This is a genomic window from Bacillus sp. AFS040349 (assembly GCF_002577655.1).
In the GTDB taxonomy this organism is placed as follows: Bacteria; Bacillota; Bacilli; order Bacillales; family Bacillaceae; genus Metabacillus.
The window spans coordinates 1-19248 of sequence record NZ_NUMC01000007.1 but is presented as its reverse complement, the minus strand read 5'-3'; the positions used below and the strand labels follow the sequence as shown (position 1 = coordinate 19248).

Here is a 19248-nt window from a genome sequence, read left to right as displayed (position 1 = left end):
TCCTAATTATTTTGAGATAAAAACTCACTTACTATTTTACCAAAAATTCGCGGTTGTTCTACATGAATTGTATGTCCTGCATGATTTATTTCCTTTAAGTAGCTAGTAGGAAGGTATTTGTGCATATTTTTAGCTATATCACAAAACTTTAAATCCCATTCACCACACAACAATAACACAGGGATCTCTATAGTTGAAAGCTGCTCCCACCAGGATGGTTGAGATCCTGTCCCCATTCCAATCAAACTGTTAGCAAGTCCTACAGGATTATTTTGTAGCCTAAGTGCTCTAAGCTTTTGTTTTGTTTCCAGTGACAATTGGTCTTGCGTTGAGAATAAGGGAATTTTCTCCCATCGTTGAACAAATTTTTCTACCCCATGACTCAAAATTTCTTTTGCAAGCTTTTCATCGGATCTTTTTCGATTGTTTCGTTCCTCCAGGTAATTTAAGCCGGGTGAGCTACTCTCAAGAATCAGTGTTTTTACACGTTCAGGAAATGTTGCTGCAACAGATAAAGCTAATCTACCACCCATAGAATATCCCAAAATATTAGCACGATCGATTGATAAAGTATCTAATATTTCAACAATATCTTTAACAACCTCATTCATTTCATACCTTGAAGGATCTGAAGGAGATTCTGTCCTACCATGTCCAATAATGTCAATTAAAACAAGTTGTTGCTGTGGAAATTCCGCTAATATATGGTTCCAATTGGCAATACATCCAGTAAAACCATGTAATAAAACAAGTGGCTCACCCTTTGAAACGACTTCAACGTTATAATCAATACCTCTTATTTTCATTGTTTCAACACTTTTCTTATTTCCTGGGAAACATGATCTAACAATTCCCGATGAATCTTGACACGTGTTATTCGATCTGTTGCAAGTTCAACAACCTGTACTCCGCTGTTGTTCCATTCATTTGTAAGATAATTTCGGAATTCGTTCCAGCTCTCAATCTTTACATGTTTCCCCTCATACATTTCTACCACTTTTGAAAAATTCAAACCAGTTGGAGTTCCATAAAGTGTTTCAAAATGCTTTTCTTCTTTTGACTGAGGAAGAAAAGAAAAGATCCCGCCACCGTCATTATTAACTAAAATGACTGTTAGATTAAGTTGATTCATTTTCGCTACTAAAAGACCATTTAAATCATGAAAGAACGATAAATCACCTATTAATAAAAACGTAGGCTTTTTATGATCTACACTAACACCTAATGCAGTAGATACAATTCCATCAATACCGTTGGCTCCTCTATTAGCAATGATTTCTATTTCTTTATCATGATTTCTAAAAAACGTATCAACATCCCGTATCGGCATGCTGTTTCCAACGAATAATCGGCTGCCATCAGGTAGAAGTTGTTGAAGTTCACTAACTACTTTCCCTTCAAATAATTCATCGATTTTATGCAGCTCATGATCAATTCTTTCTGAAAAGACCTGATTACTTAGCAACCAATTATTATAATAATCTGAGAATTCCTTAGCTTGTATTAAGTTCACCAGCTCTTTACAAAAATAATGCGGCATACAAGTAATAAGATGTGAAGCATTTAAAGTTGGGTCCCGATATTCTTCACTTGAATCGACAATAATCTGTACAATATCCGGATTATTTTTCAATAAAAGCATAAGCGGCTTGGAAACAGGCATAGGGCCAAACCGAATAATCACTTCTGGTTTAAGCTCATTAACTAATTCAGGATCTTTTAATATCGAGTCATATCCATCAATGACACCCTGCTTTTTATGCTTACCTGCTCTTAATTGAGAAAGAGGGTCGGCAAGGATCGGGAATTTCAGTTTTTCAGAAAGCTTATTCACTTCTGTAATAAAATCTGAATCGTTTTGTTCTCCACAAACAATAATTCCTTTAGAAAACCTGTTCACGAGTTGAACCAACATCTCCATTTGTTCTTTCGATAAAAGTACTTCACCTAGTGTAGTATGTAAATAGGTTGTTCGATCTTCTGTTGTACTCCATAAGTCATTAAGAGTTAAATTGGGGAGTAAAGGCTCTCTAAATGGAAAATTCAAATGAACCACTCCCTCAGGTTGTGCAGAAGCAATTGACACTGCTCTACCTGCAATAGTCCTAACATAACGAAACATCCCTACTTGTTCTTCAGGTAAGGCTACGTCAACAAACCATTTTGGATAATGACCATACATTTGAATTTGATCAATTGCCTGGGGTGCCCCAACATCTCTTAACTCATGAGGTCTATCAGAAGTAATGACTATTAATGGAACTCTTGAGTAACGCGCTTCAACAATTGCTGGATAATAATTAGCTGCTGCAGTACCAGATGTACAAACCAATACAACAGGTCTTTTATTACACTTAGCCATTCCAAGTGCAAAAAAGCCTGCTGATCGTTCATCAATATTAATGTAACAAGTAAGATCTGGATGCTCCGCCATTAAAATAGCCAGAGGAGTTGAGCGAGAACCTGGACTAATAACAACCTCCGCAACTCCTAAACGAGCTAGTTCATCAACAAAGTTGGCGACGTATCTGGTTAGTGTATCACCAGTCTTCATTTACGATTCCTCCCAAAGCAGACAGCATTGGCTTAAGTTTTATTTTGGTTTCTAGATATTCCGATTTCGGATCTGATTCTTCCACAATTCCACATCCTGCAAATAATGCAGCATTCTGACCTTCCAATAACCCTGAGCGAATGGCTACAACAAATTCACCGTTGTTATCATGATCAAGCCAACCAATCGGACCTGCATACCATCCGCGATGCATTGGTTCGCGCTCTCTAATTTTTTCAATCGCTTTATCTTTAGGATACCCACCCAAAGCAGGAGTGGGGTGTAATCTTTCAACCATAGAAAGAAGGGAAATTCCTTCTTTTGCAATCCCCTTTACAGGAGTGTATAGATGTTGAATGTTTTTCGTTTTATATAAGGTTGGGTATTCCGGTACACTTACTTCATCACAGCATGCATCAATAGCAGCTTTAATCATTTTAACAACGATATTATGTTCAATTAAGTTTTTGTCATCATTTAATAGTTGATGACCTAACTTTTGGTCTTGCTCTTTTGTGGTTCCTCTTTTAATCGATCCAGCAAGACAGGTTGATAATACCTGAGTGTTTTTCTTTTTAACTAATCTTTCTGGAGTAGCTCCAACAAAGTGCTGATTTCCATTTTCAAAATCAAAAACATAGCTTGTTGGCTGTTCCATCAGAAGATTATTTATGACTTGATAAGAATTTATTTTCTCTGTGAACTTTAGATGTACTTCACGAGCTAAAACAACCTTATCCATTTCTTTTGCTTGTATATCCTTAGTTGCCTGTTGAACAGCCTTTAACCATTCAGAAGTTTTATACTCAATAGTTGAAAATTCGTTAACCTTTTCACAATCTAATGAATAAGGAAAGGAATGGCTAAGTTCAATACTATTTTCAAAGTGTTTGATACAAACATCAAGTTCATCGTAAGGTGAAATGATTTTGTTAATAGTAAGATATGTTTTATTCTGTACAATGGAAAGCATTGTAGTTGGAAGTACAAATTTTGCTTCTGAAAATGAATCCCAAAGAGGACTTTTCTCTTTTATAGGATCAAATGAAAAACCTCCGAATAGCAGAGGGCCTGTCCCTATTTCATTCTTCCGATCAGATATAACCTTTTTAGGGAAGCGCTTCCATTCCTTTTCAATTTCCTGAAATCTTTGTTTAGACTCTTTATTATTTTCGATAACTAATTCATTTCCTAGACCAACCATCGTAAAATCCCGTTCAGGTGTTGACCAAACAAATCGTTCTCCTAAGGAAAGTTCTTCACCGGAAGCAAAGAAATGAAGGGGGTCCATTGCATCCACTTCTTTTACACTGCTGACGATCACCGATTGATTCGTCTGCTTTGCCTCTTCCAATGCCTGCTGTATAAATTCTTTTATTGTATGATCCAAAGTAGTTATCAAGCTTATCCCCCCGACACCAAAAATTGCTTATATTAAGATACACCTAGCTAGGTTGTGTGTCAATATAGAAAAGCACAAGGCACTTAACTTGCCCGTCCTTTGCCTTAATAGGACTTTTTAGAACTATACACCAAACTAAGTACAAATTTTATCAATCAATTCTGTTTTTAGAACCAAATTGTTATAACCTTATTATATAACTTGTTGTTCAGGATTAAAATGAAAACGTCTTGATTACAGAGTCATTTTATAGGTACAAATGGTAATAATAAGCTAGGATCTTTGATTTGAAAAGCATTGACACCCCTTGGTTATTTTTCTAAACTATGTTATGGAGTCGTTTTACATGTTATATTTGTTTTTTGCAAAAAAAAGGAGAGATATTATGCAACCTCAGACAACGCCACATGCTCCTATGATTAAAAAGGACAAAGGCTGGAGAGTTTGGTGGATGCTATTAAGACCGCATACACTATCTGCAGCTTTTATTCCTGTTACAATTGGGACTGTGTTAGCTTTGCATGAAGGATCAATAAAGCTCTCATTATTCATAGCTATGCTTGTTGCTTCTATTCTAATTCAAGCAGCAACAAATATGTTTAATGAGTATTTTGATTATAAACGTGGTTTAGACAATGAATCATCTGTTGGTATAGGTGGTGCCATCGTTAGAAATGGAATTAAGGCAAACACTGTCTTAACATTAGGTTTTTCATTTTTTGGTATTGCTACATTATTGGGTGTTTACATTTGTATGATGTCCACTTGGTGGATTGCTGTTATAGGAATAGTATGTATGCTAGCTGGGTATTTTTATACAGGAGGCCCCGTTCCAATTGCATATACACCATTTGGTGAAATTGTTGCCGGGTTTTTTATGGGAAATGTTATTGTATTAATTGCCTACTTTATTCAAACTGAGACACTTTCCTTAGGTAGCATACTTTTATCTATTCCTGTTGCGATCTTAATTGCAGCTATTTTAACTGCGAACAACATTCGAGATTTAGATGGCGATAAAGAAAATGGCAGAAAAACACTTGCCATTTTACTAGGAAGAAAAAACTCAATTCGTTTTTTAGCTGGTATGTTTATTACAGCATATTTCATTATATTTGTACTACTTATAGTAGGTTTAGCACCAGCTTGGGCATTGCTCGTATTAATTAGCATTCCTAAAGCTTATTCTGCTGTAAAACAATTTATAGGGAAAACAGCTCCAATTGAAATGATGCCTGCAATGAAAGCAACTGCTCAAACCAATGTTCAATTTGGATTTTTATTGGCGTTGGGTTTATTTGTCAGCCACTTCTTATAAATACTTCTTACACGGTATGTTCAGGTACCGTGTTTTTTTGTGCAATTTTAACAATCATGTTTTCCTTCCTACTGCTCATAATAGGTATAGAAACATTTATTTAAGGAAGGAGCGTGGATGGCATGCTAAGTTCACAACAAGTAGAGACCTTCCGTTCACAGCTAAACCAAATGAAAAAAGATATAGAAGATCGCTTCGAAATGAATGGTCATTTTGGTCTTGAAGAAGGTCATGGGCATGAATCAATGGGGGAACTCTCAAGTTATGACAATCATCCAGCAGATGATGCAACAGAATTATATGAAAGAGAAAAAGACATTGCATTAAATGAACATACAGAAGAACAATTATTAGATATTGAAAGAGCTCTTCAAGCTATTGACAATGGTTCTTATGGTAAATGTGAAGTTTGTGGAGTTGATATACCAGTTGAACGACTTGATGCAATTCCTACAGCTACTACCTGTAAAGAACATGCACCTGAACAGGTTGTTTCATATAACCGCCCAATAGAAGAAGGAGTTTTAATGCCTCCTTTCGGAAAATTTAATTATGATGATCAAGATGAGAACGTAGCGTTTGATGCAGAAGATGCTTATCAAATTGTGAATAGTTACGGATCATCTGAAACTCCATCTGATTTTAATGATCCACAAGATCACTACAATGATGTTTATATGGAATCAAATGACCCTGATGGGTATGTTGAGGCTTATGAAAACTTTGTCGGCACTGATATAGAAGGAAAAGAAATTACCATATACCCTTCAAATCAGCATCAGCAATATGAAGATATGCTAGATGAAGAAGGTACAATGACGATCTTTGGTGATTTGCCTCCTTATGAGAAAGATCCTTATACAGAGGATGAAGTATAATAATAAAAACTCCCCATACAGGGGGAGTTTTTTTATGTAAGCATTTCTTCCCTTTTACTTGAAATTTTTATTATAATCGATCTCAAATTATTGAATTTTTTGAATATATAGTTATATAATTTCAAAAAGGAGGTTGTATGAATATGCAATTATTAGAAAAAATTAGTAAGGGTACTGGAAACACTTTTGCAATCTGGGTCATCATTTTTGCTGTGTTAGCCTTTTTTATTCCTAGTGGCTTTACTTGGATTGCCCCTCATATTGCACTATTATTAGGTATTATTATGTTTGGAATGGGGCTAACTTTATCTCTGCAAGATTTTAAAGCAGTGTTTCAAGCACCAAAAAGTGTTCTATTAGGTGTTGTTGCACAGTTTACGATTATGCCATTACTGGCTTTTTTACTCGCTACAGTTTTTCAACTACAACCTGAAGTTGCTGTTGGAGTAATCTTGGTAGGCTGTTGTCCTGGTGGAACAGCATCTAATGTTATTACATTTTTAGCGAAAGGTAATACAGCATTGTCTGTCGCTGTAACGTCAATTTCAACATTACTTGCTCCAATATTAACACCAGCTCTTACACTTTTGTTTGCTAGTAAATGGCTGCCGGTTTCTGCTGGTTCCTTATTTTTATCAATTGTTCAAATAGTACTTATTCCAATTATTTTAGGTATTGTTGTAAAGTTATTATTTAAAAAGCAAGTTGAAAAAAGTGTAACTGTTTTACCTCTAATATCTGTAATAGGAATTGTTGCGGTTGCTTCAGCTGTGGTTGCTGTGAATGCAGAGAAAATTGCAGAAACAGGTCTTTTAATCTTCACCATTGTTGTTCTACACAATTTACTAGGCCTTTTATTAGGATTTGTGTTGGCAAAAGCATTAAAATTAAACTTTGCAGACCAAAAAGCTATCTCTATTGAAGTCGGGATGCAAAATTCAGGGCTCGGTGCTGCTTTAGCAGTTGCACATTTTTCCCCATTATCTGCCGTTCCAAGTGCGATTTTCAGTGTATGGCATAATATATCAGGTCCTTTACTCGCTACATGGTGGGGGAAAAAAATGGAGCAAGAATCTAATTTAGAAATGACTACTGACAATTCAAAAAAGGCATAATGATAAGGGGGCATTCGTGCTCCCTTTCATTATGCCAAAATTTGTTTTTAATTTTTCTTCCAAAAATTTCTTTAACTAGTAAAATAAAAGATAAGCAGGAATTTACCGTTAATCACCTGCTACTTACATATGGGGGGATCCTGATGAACGCTCATGAAATTGATTATGTTTTACATGGCGATGACATGCAATGTGTTGAAATTGAGTTAGATCCGAATGAAAGTGTTGTAGCTGAAGCTGGTGGCATGATGATGATGGAAGATGGCATCGATATGGAAACCATTTTTGGTGATGGAGACAACAACCAAAAAGGCTTCTTTGGTAAACTGGTTGGAGCTGGAAAACGTGTTATCACGGGTGAGAGCTTATTTATGACAGTTTTTACAAACAAAGGTGTTGGTAAAAAGCGTGTCTCATTTGCTGCTCCTTATCCCGGGAAAATCATACCTGTTGATTTGAGTGAGCTTGGTGGAAAGATTATTTGTCAAAAAGACTCCTTCCTTTGTGCAGCAAAAGGTGTATCCATTGGCATTGATTTTCAAAAGAAGCTTGGAACTGGCTTTTTTGGTGGAGAGGGTTTCATTATGCAAAAGCTTGAAGGAGATGGTCTTGGCTTCTTACATGCTGGAGGAACCATTATCCGCCGTGACCTTCAACCTGGAGAGAAATTAAGAATTGATACAGGTTGCTTAGTCGCATTAACAAAAGAAGTTGATTACAATATTGAATTTGTTGGAAAAGTAAAGACTGCGTTTTTTGGTGGAGAAGGCTTATTCTTCGCTACTGTACAAGGGCCAGGAACAGTTTGGGTTCAAACATTACCATTCAGTCGCTTAGCAGATCGAGTGATTGCAAGTGCACCATCTGCTGGCGGTGAAGGTCGTGGTGAAGGCAGTCTACTTGGCGGTTTAGGTCGACTTTTAGATGGTGATTGATTAACATTTCCGATTAAAAAAGGTGCTGACTATTATAGTCAACACCTTTTTTGTACGTGAAATGCTTTCACCTATCAGCAAAGAAGAGCCAAACCTTTTTCTTTACATTTTCACTCCAAGTGGCTCAATATTCCAAATTCCATCAGCATATTGCGAAATGGTTCTATCACTTGAAAAGAAGCCTGAATGTGAAACATTTATTAATGCCTGCTCCAGCCACTTCTCCCGGTTTTGATAAGCCAATCCAACCTTTTCTTGGATATCAATATAAGAAGCAAAATCACGTAACACAAAGTATTGATCATTTTGAACTAATAAGGAATCAGCAATTGATTCAAATTCTCCTTCATCTTCTGAGAAAAATCCATTTGTTAATTGATTGATTACTTGGCGAATTCTTAAATCATGGTGATAATATTCCATTGATCGATAACGGCCGTTTTCTTCGTACTTGAGCACCTCTTGTGCAGTGAGACCAAAGGTAAAAATATTATCTTTACCAATCTCCTCCATGATCTCAATATTTGCTCCATCTAATGTCCCAACTGTTAAAGCACCATTCATCATAAATTTCATATTTCCTGTACCAGATGCCTCTTTGCTTGCAGTCGAAATCTGTTCACTAACATCTGCAGCCGGGAAGATATCTTCAGCCAATGAAACACGATAATTCTCCATAAACACAACCTTTATAACCTGCGAAACTCTTGGGTCATTGTTTACTTTATCAGCTAAGGAATGGATAAGTTTTATGACCTTCTTTGCGTAATAATACGTTGGAGATGCTTTTGCTCCAAAAATAAATGTACGAGGTTGTATCACATAATTAGGATCTTCTTTTATTCGATTGTATAAATACATAATATGAAGAACATTTAATAACTGTCTTTTATATGCGTGTAATCTTTTAACTTGAACATCAAAAATAGAATCAATGTCTACTAAAATCCCATTTTTTTCTGCTATTTTCTTCGCTAGTATTTCTTTACGCTTCCTTTTCACCTGTGCAAATTGTTCTTTTACTGAAGGATGATAAACATGTCTCTTTAAATCTATTAATTTTTCAGGCTGTTTTACCCAATCCTCACCAATTGTTTCTTTAATTAAGTTTGTTAATTCAGGATTTGCTTTAAGCAGCCATCTTCTATGTGTAATACCATTTGTTTTGTTATTGAATTTTTCGGGATAAACGTCATAGAAAGATTTCATCTCTCTATTTTTCAAAATATCAGAGTGTATTTTGGCTACCCCGTTAATACTATTACTCCCAACTATTGCGAGATGAGCCATTTTCACAAGGCCGTGAGCGATAATCGCCATATGCTCAATACGTTGCCATTCTCCCGGATATCGATCCCAGAGCTCTGCACAAAATCTCTCATTAATTTCTTCTATAATCATATAAATTCTAGGAAGTAATGGCTTAAATAAATAAATTGGCCATTTTTCTAGTGCTTCCGCTAAGATCGTATGATTTGTATAGGACACTGTATTTGTTGTTACATGCCATGCTTCATTCCAAGTTAATCCTTCAATATCAACTAAAATTCTCATTAATTCAGGAATAGCCAAAGCAGGATGTGTATCATTTATATGAATAGCCACGTAATGATGAAGTTCTCTAATGTTAGAATTCTCTTTTTTAAACGACTGAATGATACTTTGTAAACTTGAACATACAAGGAAATACTGCTGTTTTAACCTTAAAATTTTGCCCTCATCATGTGTATCATCAGGATAAAGGAAATCTGTAATTGCCTCAGTATCTCTCTTATAAGATAAAACATCCTGATTTGGACCAAATGAGGCAGGCTCAGCATTCCAAAGCCTCAACGTGTTAACGGTATCGACCTGGTAGCCAACAACAGGCATATCATAAGGAACAGCTAACACCTTTTGTTCTCCTACATGCTTAAAAGTGAGAGAATCTCCTTCATAACTTGATTCTATTCTTCCCCAGAATGATACCTCAACAGCTTGATCAGGCTTCCGAACTTCCCACACATTTCCATGTCGTAACCATTGCTCCGGGAGCTCAACTTGATATCCATCCACTATTTTTTGATCAAATAGTCCGTGTTTATATCGGAGCCCATATCCATGACCAGGAAGATTTAATGTAGCCAATGAATCTAAAAAGCAAGCTGCTAATCTTCCTAATCCACCGTTTCCTAGAGCTGGGTCTGACTCACACTCTTCTATTTCATTTAATTGAATATTAAGCTCTGCCAGACCTTCCTCAACAACCTCTTTAATTCCTAGGTTTAATAAGTTTTGACAAAGTAAACGACCTAAGAGAAATTCAATTGATAAATAATATACTTGCTTTTTATTTTCAGCCCGGTAAAGCTCGTTCGTATCAATCCATTTAGAGCTAATATATTCTCTTACCATATTCCCTAATGTAAAGTACTGATCACGTCTAGTTGATTCCTCAAAGCCTTTGCCACACATACTTTCTAGCCTTTTTAAAAAGCTTTTTTTAAATGAATCTTTATTAGAGAACATGCTCTTCACTCCCAGTGATCAAATCAGTGTAAAGCTGCTTATATTTTAATGCTGATTGGCTCCAACTATAATCTTGTGTCATGGCAGTATTGACGATCATTTGCCAAACCTCGTCTTGATGATAATACTCAATAGCGCGATTTATTGAATACAACATATCATGGGCATTAAAATGACTAAACGTAAATCCATTACCTTCATTTAACTCTTCCTGAAAAGGAAACACTGTGTCATTTAATCCGCCTGTTTCACGGACAATTGGAATAGTGCCATATCTTAGAGCAATTAACTGCCCCAAACCACATGGTTCAAATTTTGATGGCATTAAAAATAAATCGGAGCCGGCATAAATTTGATGTGCAAGCTTCTCATCAAATCCTATGTATGCTTTAAACTTTGTCGGATAAACCCATTCCATATGTTTAAAATAATCTTCAAATTCCTTTTCTCCTGTACCAAGAACGATTATTTGAACATCCTTAGTTAATACCTCATCAAAAACACGTTTAACTAAATCTAAACCTTTTTGCTTCGTTAACCTAGTTACCATTGAAATAATTGGTGTATCTTTACTATCGGGTAACCCCAAAGCAGCTTGTAGGGCAGCTTTATTCTCCGCTTTTTTTATGAGTGTTTCCGATGTAAACTGTGAATGAATATTTTCATCTGTTTCAGGATTATAAACTGAATCATCAATTCCATTTAAAATTCCCATAAGCGAAGAATTTCGGGATCTTAACAGACCATCCAGTCTTTCTCCATAGTAGGCTGTCTGAATTTCCTCTTTATACGTTGGACTAACAGTTGTTATATAATCTGATGAGATTATCGCTGCCTTCATAAAGCTAATATCTCCATAAAATTCAAGATTTTTAAAGTCTTCATCCCCCAGATTTAAAAGATCGTTGAGAATACTATATGGAAATACACCTTGAAATTGGAGATTATGAATCGTAAACACCATTTTAATTTCCTCATAAAAAGATTTCTTTCTGTATTCTTTTTGTAATAAATAACTAATCATTCCTGTATGCCAATCATGTGAATGTATGATGTCAGGCTGAAAATCAATAGCTTCTAATGTTTCTAGTACGGCTCTACAAAAGAATGAGAAGCGCTCACCATCATCATAATGTCCATACAAAGAATCACGATAAAAATAATATTCATGATCTAAGAAATAATACGTAATTCCCTCAACTTCTAATTTTTCAATTCCACAATACTGCTGTCTCCATCCAACCGGAACAATTATCTCATGTATTTTCGTCATCTTTTCACGATAAGAATCTGATATTAAAGAATATTTGGGTAGAACGACTCTAATGTCAGCTCCTAGTTTTTTTAATTCCTTTGGTAATGCACCTGCAACATCAGCTAATCCTCCTGATTTTACAAAAGGTACACATTCTGAAACAGCAAATAATACTTTCACGAGTTCATCATCGCTCCTTGAATGGTTCTTTTTCTTAGTATCGTTGGCTCTAAATGTGATCCACTTAATTTAGAATAGTCTAATACTTTTACATCTTTATCCGTAATAATATTCTCTAGTACACAATTCTCTCCAATATTTGTCTTTTGCATAACGACACTATTTTTAATGACTGTATCTTTTCCGATATGAACTCCTCTAAAAATAATACTATTTTCCACATAACCTTCTATTTTACATCCATTAGCAATTAAGGAATTCTTTACAACTGCATTTTTTCCATATTTGGTTGGTGGCTCATCTTTTGCTTTCGTTAAAATTGGTCGGTTTTTCATGAAAATTTCTTTCCAAATAGCTGGGTTAAGCATTTCCATACTATGTTTATAATAATTGGCTAATGAATCTATAACAGCTGCATAGCCTCTAAATTCATAATCACAAATAGTGAAATTATGTTGATTTTCTATAATAACGTCAGCAAGTGTTTTGCATCCTGTTTTTTCTTTATCCTGAATAAGATCAAGAAGAAGTTTTGTTGACATAATATACATTTGTAACGACTGACCATCTTTTCGAACTTCTGTTATATCACAGCCATTTTCTATATGACGACTTAATACCTTCTGAAAATCAATATTACAAACTGTATGACTATTGGTAATAACAGCATACTCCTGTTTACTTCTTAAAAAGAAATCAATGTGATCAGAAAATTGTCGGAAAGATCCAAACTCATCATATTCATTGTGTAAATGAGGAGATGGGAAGAAAAATAATCCATCTTTTTTACGATTTAGATCCCACTGTTTTCCGGAACCAATGTGATCCATTAGGGAGCGATAAGAATACTTAGGAAAAATAGCAACACTTTCAATCTCAGAATTTGTCATGCTAGATAGAACAAAATCTATTAAACGATATCGACTACCAAAAGGAACTGCTGCTAATGAACGATGGATCGTTAAATCTTCAATTTCTGGTTTATATGCTGTAGCATCAATAACACCTAACATTTTAATACTCATTTCTTCCTTCTCCCCTTTTTGGAAAAGGTAAGGCCATATGTTTCACATGCTTAGAAAATAATTAAAAAAGAATAAATGCAATGATAAAGAAAAACATGCTTACAATCTGAACCTTCCTACTTCCAATGTATTGTAGTCATATGATCTTTTTTTATTAATTAACTTTGTTCTCAGTCAAGGATATGATTTCATCTGTAACAAGTAAAATTTCATCTGAATTCGTATCAGGACATATCACAGTACCATCTGGAATTTCTAAACCACATGGAACGATTGCATTTTCAATGTAGACATTTTCCCCGATTATTGTGTCAGGCATTAAGACCGTATTTTTTATTTTTGTATTTTTACCAACCGTAACGCCTTGGAATAAAACGGAATGATGAACATTTCCCATAATGACACAACCGTCATTAACAAGAGAATCAGTTACTACCGCATCCTCAGCAATAAATTGAGGTGGATGATTAGAATTAACCGTGTAGATCTTCCAGTCTCGATCAAATAAATTTAGCTCCGACTCATCATTTAATAAATCCATATTTGCTTCCCAAAGACTCTTAACCGTTCCTACATCTTTCCAATATCCTTTAAAAGGATAAGCAACAACATTGCGTTTCTCTTCTAGCAATAAAGGAATAATATCTTTCCCAAAATCATGACTTGAATATTGATTACGTTCATCCATCTCCAAGTATTCTTTTAAAAGTGACCATTTAAAAATATAAATTCCCATTGAGGCCAAATTATTTTTAGGATTAGCAGGCTTTTCATCAAATTCAACTACCTGCATTTTGTCATTGGTATTCATAATTCCAAATCGACTAGCCTCATCCCAAGGCACTTCTATAACAGAAATGGAGGCATCAGCATTTTTATCAATGTGGTAGTCAAGCATTTTAGAATAATCCATTTTGTAGATATGATCTCCCGACAAGATTAATACATATTCAGGATCATATTGTTTAATATAATTAATGTTTTGATAGATTGCGCTTGCTGTCCCTTTATACCACTTCATTTCAGAGGATTCAGAGTAAGGAGGAAGAACGGTTACCCCACCATTTTTACGATCTAAATCCCACACACTTCCAATTCCTATATATGAATTTAAAACTAGTGGTTGATATTGTGTTAATACACCTACAGTATCAATGCTAGAGTTGGTACAATTACTTAAAGTAAAATCTATGATTCTATATATTCCCCCATACGGAACTGCCGGCTTTGCCAAATTTTTAGTAAGAGAGCTTAACCTGCTACCTTTACCCCCTGCTAGTAACATTGCTACGCATTGTTTTTTTCCCATTCTTATTCTCCCCTCTTTTTTTAACTGCACGTAGAATAACTGCTCCATACGGTGGAATTGTCATAGATAGATGATATGGCCTCCCATGAAACTCGCCTTCTATTGCCCTAAGATTCTTTTTGTTCAATTGATTTGAACCACCAAACTCTTCTGCATCACTATTTATAATCTCTACATATTCTGTGTCAATTGGTACCCCAATTTTGTAATCATAATAAACAATTGGTTTAAAGTTACAAACAACAACAAGTATTTCATTTTCTTTTTGTCCTTTTCGGATAAAAGAAAAAATACTTTGATCGCGATTATCTGCATCTATCCACTCAAAACCTTCAAATGAATGGTCTACTTCAAACAATGACTTTTGCTTGTTATAGTTTGAGAGCAAATGCTTAAAATAGCTACGCATTTTGTTATGCATCTCATACTCTTCCAACATCCAATCAAGTTGCTCTAAATCCTTCCATTCATCATACTGACCAAATTCACCTCCCATAAAAAGAAGTTTCTTTCCAGGATGTGTAAACATATATGCATACAGAAGCCTTAATTGGGCAAATTTTTGCCAATAATCACCCGGCATCTTATTTAATAATGATTTTTTTCCATGAACAACTTCGTCATGAGAAAAAGGTAAAATGAAGTTTTCTGAAAAAGCATATAAAAAGGAGAATGTAACTTTATGGTGGAGTTCATTTCTATTCTCTGGAGAGGCCTCCATATAAGAAAGAATATCGTTCATCCAACCCATATTCCATTTGTAGTTAAAGCCAAGACCACCTGACGAGGTTGGAGAGGTAACCATCGGCCAATCAGTTGAATCCTCAGCAATCATAAGTATATTCGGATCATTTGCAAATACTGCTTCATTAAGTTTTTTAATAAAAGAAACAGCATAAGGGTTTTCAACAAGTTCATTCGAATTTGGCCAATAGAGCATGTTGGCGACTGCATCAACCCTAAACCCATCAATATGAAAATATTCCATCCAAAACAAAGCATTGGACACTAAGAAACTTTGTACTTCTGTTTTTCCTAAATCAAAATTTGCAGTACCCCAGATATAATTTTCACGATCTTTTTCATTTGTGTACTCATACGTTGGTAGCCCATCAAACATATATAATCCATGAGCATCTTTACAAAAATGACCTGGAACCCAATCAATGATGACACCAATATTTTCTTCATGACAAGCATTTATAAATGCCATAAAATCTTTTGGCGATCCAAAACGACTTGTAGCAGAATAATACCCTGTTCCTTGATATCCCCAAGATCGATCATATGGATGTTCAATTATAGGTAAAAGTTCAATATGAGTGAATCCGTGTTCTAATACATAAGGAATAAGCATCTCCGCAAGTTCAATATAGCTATATAGCTCACCATCCTCTTTTATTTTCCAAGAACCTAAGTGAACTTCATAAATAGCTAACGGACGATCATACACTTCTCTTAACTTTTTCCTTCTTTGCCACTTTTGATCTGACCATTCGAACCCGGATAAATCATAAACAATCGATGCAGTATCAGGCCTTACCTCAGAATGAAAAGCATAAGGGTCTGACTTAAGAAGCTTTTGACCATTTGAAGAATGTATTTCATATTTATAGATCTCACCCTCAGTAACTCTAGGAATAAATAAGCTCCATATCCCCTCCTCATTTAATTTCTCCATTTGATGTTCCTGACTGTTCCATTTGTTAAAGTTCCCTACTACATTTACCTGTCTCGCATGTGGTGCCCAAACACAAAAATTAGTACCCAGCTCACCATCTCGTTCCAGTATATGAGCTCCTAAGAACCGGTAGCTTTCAAAAGACTGTCCTTCATGAAATAAATGAATATCAAAGTCTGATGGACACATGAGCATCACAGAATTCACCCTTCCTCTTATTATCTATGCTAAACATTCAAGACTTACAAATAATTCCCTTTAATGAAAACGTTCTTTTTTCCGACATAAACCAACAAGAGTACAACAATGTTTTTGTATTATTATTCTTTTAAAATGTAGACAATTTAAAGCAGTTTGTTAGAATAACTAACAATAATATAAGAAAACACTAGTGATTTAGGAAAAAATTTATGAGTTGAAAATAATATATTTTTAATGAAGGAAACCGTTTTACATACTTAATGGGAGACTAATTACTCATAGAGGATGTTATATAACCAAAATATTTTTTTCGACTTTTTGTAGAATTTTGTTGAAAGAAATTTCCGCAGGATTTGAAGGTATTTTAAAAAAGCAAAAGGCTAAAGAGAAGAACTATGCGTATGTTTTTCCTAGGGAGTGTTAATAGATGAAGGAATAAATATTATATTTTATATAATATTTATTAGGGGAATAATTGTTTTTCAACAAAGCATGTTTTGTAAAGATAAGCACATTCAATAATAGGGAAATAGCAAATCTTTATAATTTATAAGGATTTACTTAAAAGAAATGCTACTTTTTATTTGACTTCTATATTTATAGAAAATAAAAAAGCACTGCATGAATGCAGTGCTTTTAATGACCCGTACGGGATTCGAACCCGTGTTACCGCCGTGAAAGGGCGGTGTCTTAACCGCTTGACCAACGGGCCTAAACAATATAAAAACTGGCGGAGAAGGAGGGATTTGAACCCTCGCGCCGCTTACACGACCTACACCCTTAGCAGGGGCGCCTCTTCAGCCACTTGAGTACTTCCCCAATTTGGCTCCGCAGGTAGGACTCGAACCTACGACCGATCGGTTAACAGCCGATAGCTCTACCACTGAGCTACTGCGGATCAATAACATTTTATGGTGGGCCTAAATGGACTCGAACCATCGACCTCACGCTTATCAGGCGTGCGCTCTAACCAGCTGAGCTATAGGCCCATTTTTTGGAGCGGGTGAAGGGAATCGAACCCTCATCATCAGCTTGGAAGGCTGAGGTTTTACCACTAAACTACACCCGCAATAATGGGGCGACTGATGGGAATCGAACCCACGAATGTCGGAACCACAATCCGATGCGTTAACCACTTCGCCACAATCGCCATATTTCATTTTATAAGTGGTGGCTCGGGACGGAATCGAACCGCCGACACATGGATTTTCAGTCCATTGCTCTACCAACTGAGCTACCGAGCCATATAATTAGTAAGTATTAACAAATAAGATACAGGTTTGCTCTTTACGTATTATTTATTTGTTCCTATAACTTGTTAGTATTTTAAGGTTTTCAATTAGTGAATCGTCCTCATCTCAGAGGGATTATTCAAGAAGCAGCTCGATGAGTACGCTGAAGTTTATTCAGAGAAGCATATTCGAACGTGCTCTACCAACTGAGCTACCGAGCCAATATAGTTTACGGCTTCCACTAAGCTTCGAATCTCTTCGTCAGCTCTCTCACTCACATCCTCACGTATAGTCATACGCTCCGGTGTTCGTTCACTCGCTTCCTCGACCTTCTCGCTTATTGAAACCCTTTTGCTTTATACTTAAGTTATAAGTTAACTCTCAAAGAAATGGCGGTCCGGACGGGACTCGAACCCGCGACCTCCTGCGTGACAGGCAGGCATTCTAACCAACTGAACTACCGGACCAATTTTTTTCACGTAGTGAAAATAACTAAGCTTAACATAATATTTAATCATAAATATTAAAATTTGGTTGCGGGGACAGGATTTGAACCTGCGACCTTCGGGTTATGAGCCCGACGAGCTACCAGACTGCTCCACCCCGCGATGATAAATATAAAGATTTTATTACACATGAACTTTGTTTATTATCTTGTACGGACCGTCCCGATTTCAGAAAGATTATTCAAGATGTTGCTCAATCGGTACGCTGATGTAACTCAATGAAGCCTATTCACGTGCTCCACCCAGCGATGATAAAATATAAAAATAAATATGGAGGAGGAAAGGGGATTCGAACCCCTGCGGGCTTTGACACCCCTGTCGGTTTTCAAGACCGATCCCTTCAGCCGGACTTGGGTATTCCTCCTCAATTCAAATGGTGGACCTTGTAGGACTCGAACCTACGACCGGACGGTTATGAGCCGTCTGCTCTAACCAGCTGAGCTAAAGGTCCAATCAAATGCTTTGCAACTAAAACTTAATATGGTAGCGGCGGAGGGAATCGAACCCACGACCTCACGGGTATGAACCGTACGCTCTAGCCAGCTGAGCTACACCGCCATAGTTATCAAACGCTCTTTGTAAAAAAACATGCTCGTCATGTCTCTTTGTCAAGACACATTCCTCGCAAGCCTACAATGATGATATTCGAGATGTTTACGGCTCGCTCTAGCCTGCTGAGCTACACCGCCATGTTTTAAAAAAAGATATTATTGGTGGAGCCTAGCGGGATCGAACCGCTGACCTCCTGCGTGCAAAGCAGGCGCTCTCCCAGCTGAGCTAAGGCCCCATTTTAAAGTTTAGATCAATTAATGGTCGGGAAGACAGGATTCGAACCTGCGACCCCTTGGTCCCAAACCAAGTGCTCTACCAAGCTGAGCTACTTCCCGTTCTAGAATTCAGAGGTGGGATTTGGGAGGTCAGAGACTTTATTGTTGCTTTAGAGCGAAAAGTTTATTCTCGCTTCTGACTTCTGATTTCTCACTTCTATACTTGGCGCGCCCGAGAGGAGTCGAACCCCTAACCTTTTGATCCGTAGTCAAACGCTCTATCCAATTGAGCTACGGGCGCTAATAATCTAAATTAATCTATAAAGATTAAGGTAAGTTATTTTCGCTAGCGCGAAAAAACTATGGTGCCGAGGACCGGAAT

The 19248-nt window shown here is 36.2% G+C and carries 13 protein-coding genes and 15 tRNA genes; 4 read left to right on the top strand and 24 right to left on the bottom strand.

The annotated features are described in order from the left end of the window. Positions 1-2 precede the first annotated feature (2 nt). The 3 genes from menH to COD11_RS01015 are packed head-to-tail and all read right to left on the bottom strand — an operon-like array spanning position 3 to position 3956. Positions 3-806 (bottom strand): 2-succinyl-6-hydroxy-2,4-cyclohexadiene-1-carboxylate synthase, encoded by an 804-nt coding sequence (gene menH, locus COD11_RS01025; protein WP_098794894.1) that lies wholly within the window; start codon positions 804-806, stop codon positions 3-5. After that, on the bottom strand, positions 803-2554 hold the full coding sequence (gene menD / locus COD11_RS01020) for a 2-succinyl-5-enolpyruvyl-6-hydroxy-3-cyclohexene-1-carboxylic-acid synthase (RefSeq protein ID WP_098794893.1): 1752 nt from the start codon (positions 2552-2554) through the stop codon (positions 803-805). The genes menH and menD overlap by 4 nt, the downstream gene beginning before the upstream one ends. Further along, entirely contained in the window at positions 2541-3956 is a 1416-nt protein-coding gene (locus COD11_RS01015) for an isochorismate synthase (protein ID WP_098794892.1), read from the bottom strand. Before COD11_RS01015 ends, menD begins: the two co-directional genes overlap by 14 nt. Before the next feature lie 385 nt (positions 3957-4341). Between COD11_RS01015 and COD11_RS01010 the strand changes: the two genes are divergently transcribed. The 4 genes from COD11_RS01010 to COD11_RS00995 all read left to right on the top strand — a co-directional run bounded on the left by COD11_RS01010 (position 4342) and on the right by COD11_RS00995 (position 8202). Then, positions 4342-5274 (top strand): 1,4-dihydroxy-2-naphthoate polyprenyltransferase, encoded by a 933-nt coding sequence (locus COD11_RS01010; RefSeq protein ID WP_098795063.1) that lies wholly within the window; start codon positions 4342-4344, stop codon positions 5272-5274. A 122-nt stretch (positions 5275-5396) separates the two neighbouring features. Then, positions 5397-6152 (top strand): yteA family sporulation protein, encoded by a 756-nt coding sequence (locus COD11_RS01005; protein ID WP_098794891.1) that lies wholly within the window; start codon positions 5397-5399, stop codon positions 6150-6152. Between the two features lie 143 nt (positions 6153-6295). Then, positions 6296-7267 (top strand): bile acid:sodium symporter family protein, encoded by a 972-nt coding sequence (locus COD11_RS01000; protein WP_098794890.1) that lies wholly within the window; start codon positions 6296-6298, stop codon positions 7265-7267. Positions 7268-7410: 143 nt separating this feature from the next. Next, positions 7411-8202 (top strand): TIGR00266 family protein, encoded by a 792-nt coding sequence (locus tag COD11_RS00995; RefSeq protein WP_098794889.1) that lies wholly within the window; start codon positions 7411-7413, stop codon positions 8200-8202. A gap of 102 nt (positions 8203-8304) precedes the next feature. Here COD11_RS00995 and COD11_RS00990 read toward each other — a convergent pair whose 3' ends face one another. The 21 genes from COD11_RS00990 to COD11_RS00895 form a co-directional block, all read right to left on the bottom strand. Continuing rightward, positions 8305-10710, bottom strand: a complete 2406-nt coding sequence (locus COD11_RS00990) for a glycogen/starch/alpha-glucan phosphorylase (RefSeq protein WP_098794888.1) — start codon at positions 10708-10710, stop codon at positions 8305-8307. Next, positions 10700-12145, bottom strand: coding sequence for a glycogen synthase GlgA (gene glgA / locus COD11_RS00985; protein ID WP_098794887.1), 1446 nt, complete (start codon positions 12143-12145; stop codon positions 10700-10702). Before glgA ends, COD11_RS00990 begins: the two co-directional genes overlap by 11 nt. Next, the gene (locus COD11_RS00980) at positions 12142-13170 is read right to left on the bottom strand and encodes a GlgC family sugar phosphate nucleotidyltransferase (protein ID WP_098794886.1); all 1029 of its coding nucleotides are present in this window, start codon (positions 13168-13170) and stop codon (positions 12142-12144) included. Before COD11_RS00980 ends, glgA begins: the two co-directional genes overlap by 4 nt. 154 nt (positions 13171-13324) lie before the next feature. After that, positions 13325-14479 carry a glucose-1-phosphate adenylyltransferase gene (locus tag COD11_RS00975; RefSeq protein WP_098794885.1) on the bottom strand — a complete coding sequence of 385 codons (1155 nt, stop codon included), beginning with the start codon at positions 14477-14479 and terminating at the stop codon, positions 13325-13327. Then, positions 14436-16358: a 1,4-alpha-glucan branching enzyme gene (glgB, locus tag COD11_RS00970; RefSeq protein ID WP_098795062.1), complete on the bottom strand. Its 1923-nt coding sequence runs from the start codon at positions 16356-16358 to the stop codon at positions 14436-14438. The genes COD11_RS00975 and glgB overlap by 44 nt, the downstream gene beginning before the upstream one ends. A gap of 643 nt (positions 16359-17001) precedes the next feature. Continuing rightward, positions 17002-17073: transfer RNA gene (locus COD11_RS00965), tRNA-Glu, on the bottom strand. A gap of 16 nt (positions 17074-17089) precedes the next feature. Beyond that, positions 17090-17180 (bottom strand) — tRNA-Ser (locus COD11_RS00960). Between the two features lie 4 nt (positions 17181-17184). Further along, positions 17185-17259, bottom strand: a tRNA-Asn gene (locus tag COD11_RS00955). Positions 17260-17273: 14 nt separating this feature from the next. Further along, positions 17274-17350: transfer RNA gene (locus tag COD11_RS00950), tRNA-Ile, on the bottom strand. A 6-nt stretch (positions 17351-17356) separates the two neighbouring features. After that, a tRNA-Gly gene (locus COD11_RS00945) sits at positions 17357-17430 on the bottom strand. Positions 17431-17435: 5 nt separating this feature from the next. Continuing rightward, positions 17436-17511 (bottom strand) — tRNA-His (locus COD11_RS00940). An 18-nt stretch (positions 17512-17529) separates the two neighbouring features. Further along, positions 17530-17605, bottom strand: a tRNA-Phe gene (locus COD11_RS00935). A gap of 158 nt (positions 17606-17763) precedes the next feature. Then, entirely contained in the window at positions 17764-17889 is a 126-nt protein-coding gene (locus tag COD11_RS27325) for a hypothetical protein (RefSeq protein ID WP_255301512.1), read from the bottom strand. Positions 17890-17983: 94 nt separating this feature from the next. Next, positions 17984-18060: transfer RNA gene (locus COD11_RS00930), tRNA-Asp, on the bottom strand. Positions 18061-18124: 64 nt separating this feature from the next. Then, positions 18125-18201 (bottom strand) — tRNA-Met (locus COD11_RS00925). Between the two features lie 169 nt (positions 18202-18370). After that, positions 18371-18463, bottom strand: a tRNA-Ser gene (locus COD11_RS00920). A 10-nt stretch (positions 18464-18473) separates the two neighbouring features. Continuing rightward, positions 18474-18550, bottom strand: a tRNA-Ile gene (locus COD11_RS00915). A gap of 30 nt (positions 18551-18580) precedes the next feature. Beyond that, positions 18581-18657: transfer RNA gene (locus tag COD11_RS00910), tRNA-Met, on the bottom strand. A 153-nt stretch (positions 18658-18810) separates the two neighbouring features. Continuing rightward, positions 18811-18886: transfer RNA gene (locus tag COD11_RS00905), tRNA-Ala, on the bottom strand. 23 nt (positions 18887-18909) lie between these two features. Next, positions 18910-18986: transfer RNA gene (locus COD11_RS00900), tRNA-Pro, on the bottom strand. Between the two features lie 104 nt (positions 18987-19090). After that, positions 19091-19167, bottom strand: a tRNA-Arg gene (locus tag COD11_RS00895). Positions 19168-19248 lie beyond the last annotated feature (81 nt).

Bases quoted from the DNA above. Each gene is read 5' to 3' on its own strand.
- menH (WP_098794894.1), bottom strand. From the start codon at position 806: ATGAAAATAAGAGGTATTGATTATAACGTTGAAGTCGTTTCAAAGGGT.
- menD (WP_098794893.1), bottom strand. From the start codon at position 2,554: ATGAAGACTGGTGATACACTAACCAGATACGTCGCCAACTTTGTTGAT.
- COD11_RS01010 (WP_098795063.1), top strand. From the start codon at position 4,342: ATGCAACCTCAGACAACGCCACATGCTCCTATGATTAAAAAGGACAAA.
- COD11_RS01005 (WP_098794891.1), top strand. From the start codon at position 5,397: ATGCTAAGTTCACAACAAGTAGAGACCTTCCGTTCACAGCTAAACCAA.
- COD11_RS01000 (WP_098794890.1), top strand. From the start codon at position 6,296: ATGCAATTATTAGAAAAAATTAGTAAGGGTACTGGAAACACTTTTGCA.
- COD11_RS00995 (WP_098794889.1), top strand. From the start codon at position 7,411: ATGAACGCTCATGAAATTGATTATGTTTTACATGGCGATGACATGCAA.
- COD11_RS00990 (WP_098794888.1), bottom strand. From the start codon at position 10,710: ATGTTCTCTAATAAAGATTCATTTAAAAAAAGCTTTTTAAAAAGGCTA.
- COD11_RS00980 (WP_098794886.1), bottom strand. From the start codon at position 13,170: ATGAGTATTAAAATGTTAGGTGTTATTGATGCTACAGCATATAAACCA.
- COD11_RS00975 (WP_098794885.1), bottom strand. From the start codon at position 14,479: ATGGGAAAAAAACAATGCGTAGCAATGTTACTAGCAGGGGGTAAAGGT.
- COD11_RS27325 (WP_255301512.1), bottom strand. From the start codon at position 17,889: ATGACTATACGTGAGGATGTGAGTGAGAGAGCTGACGAAGAGATTCGA.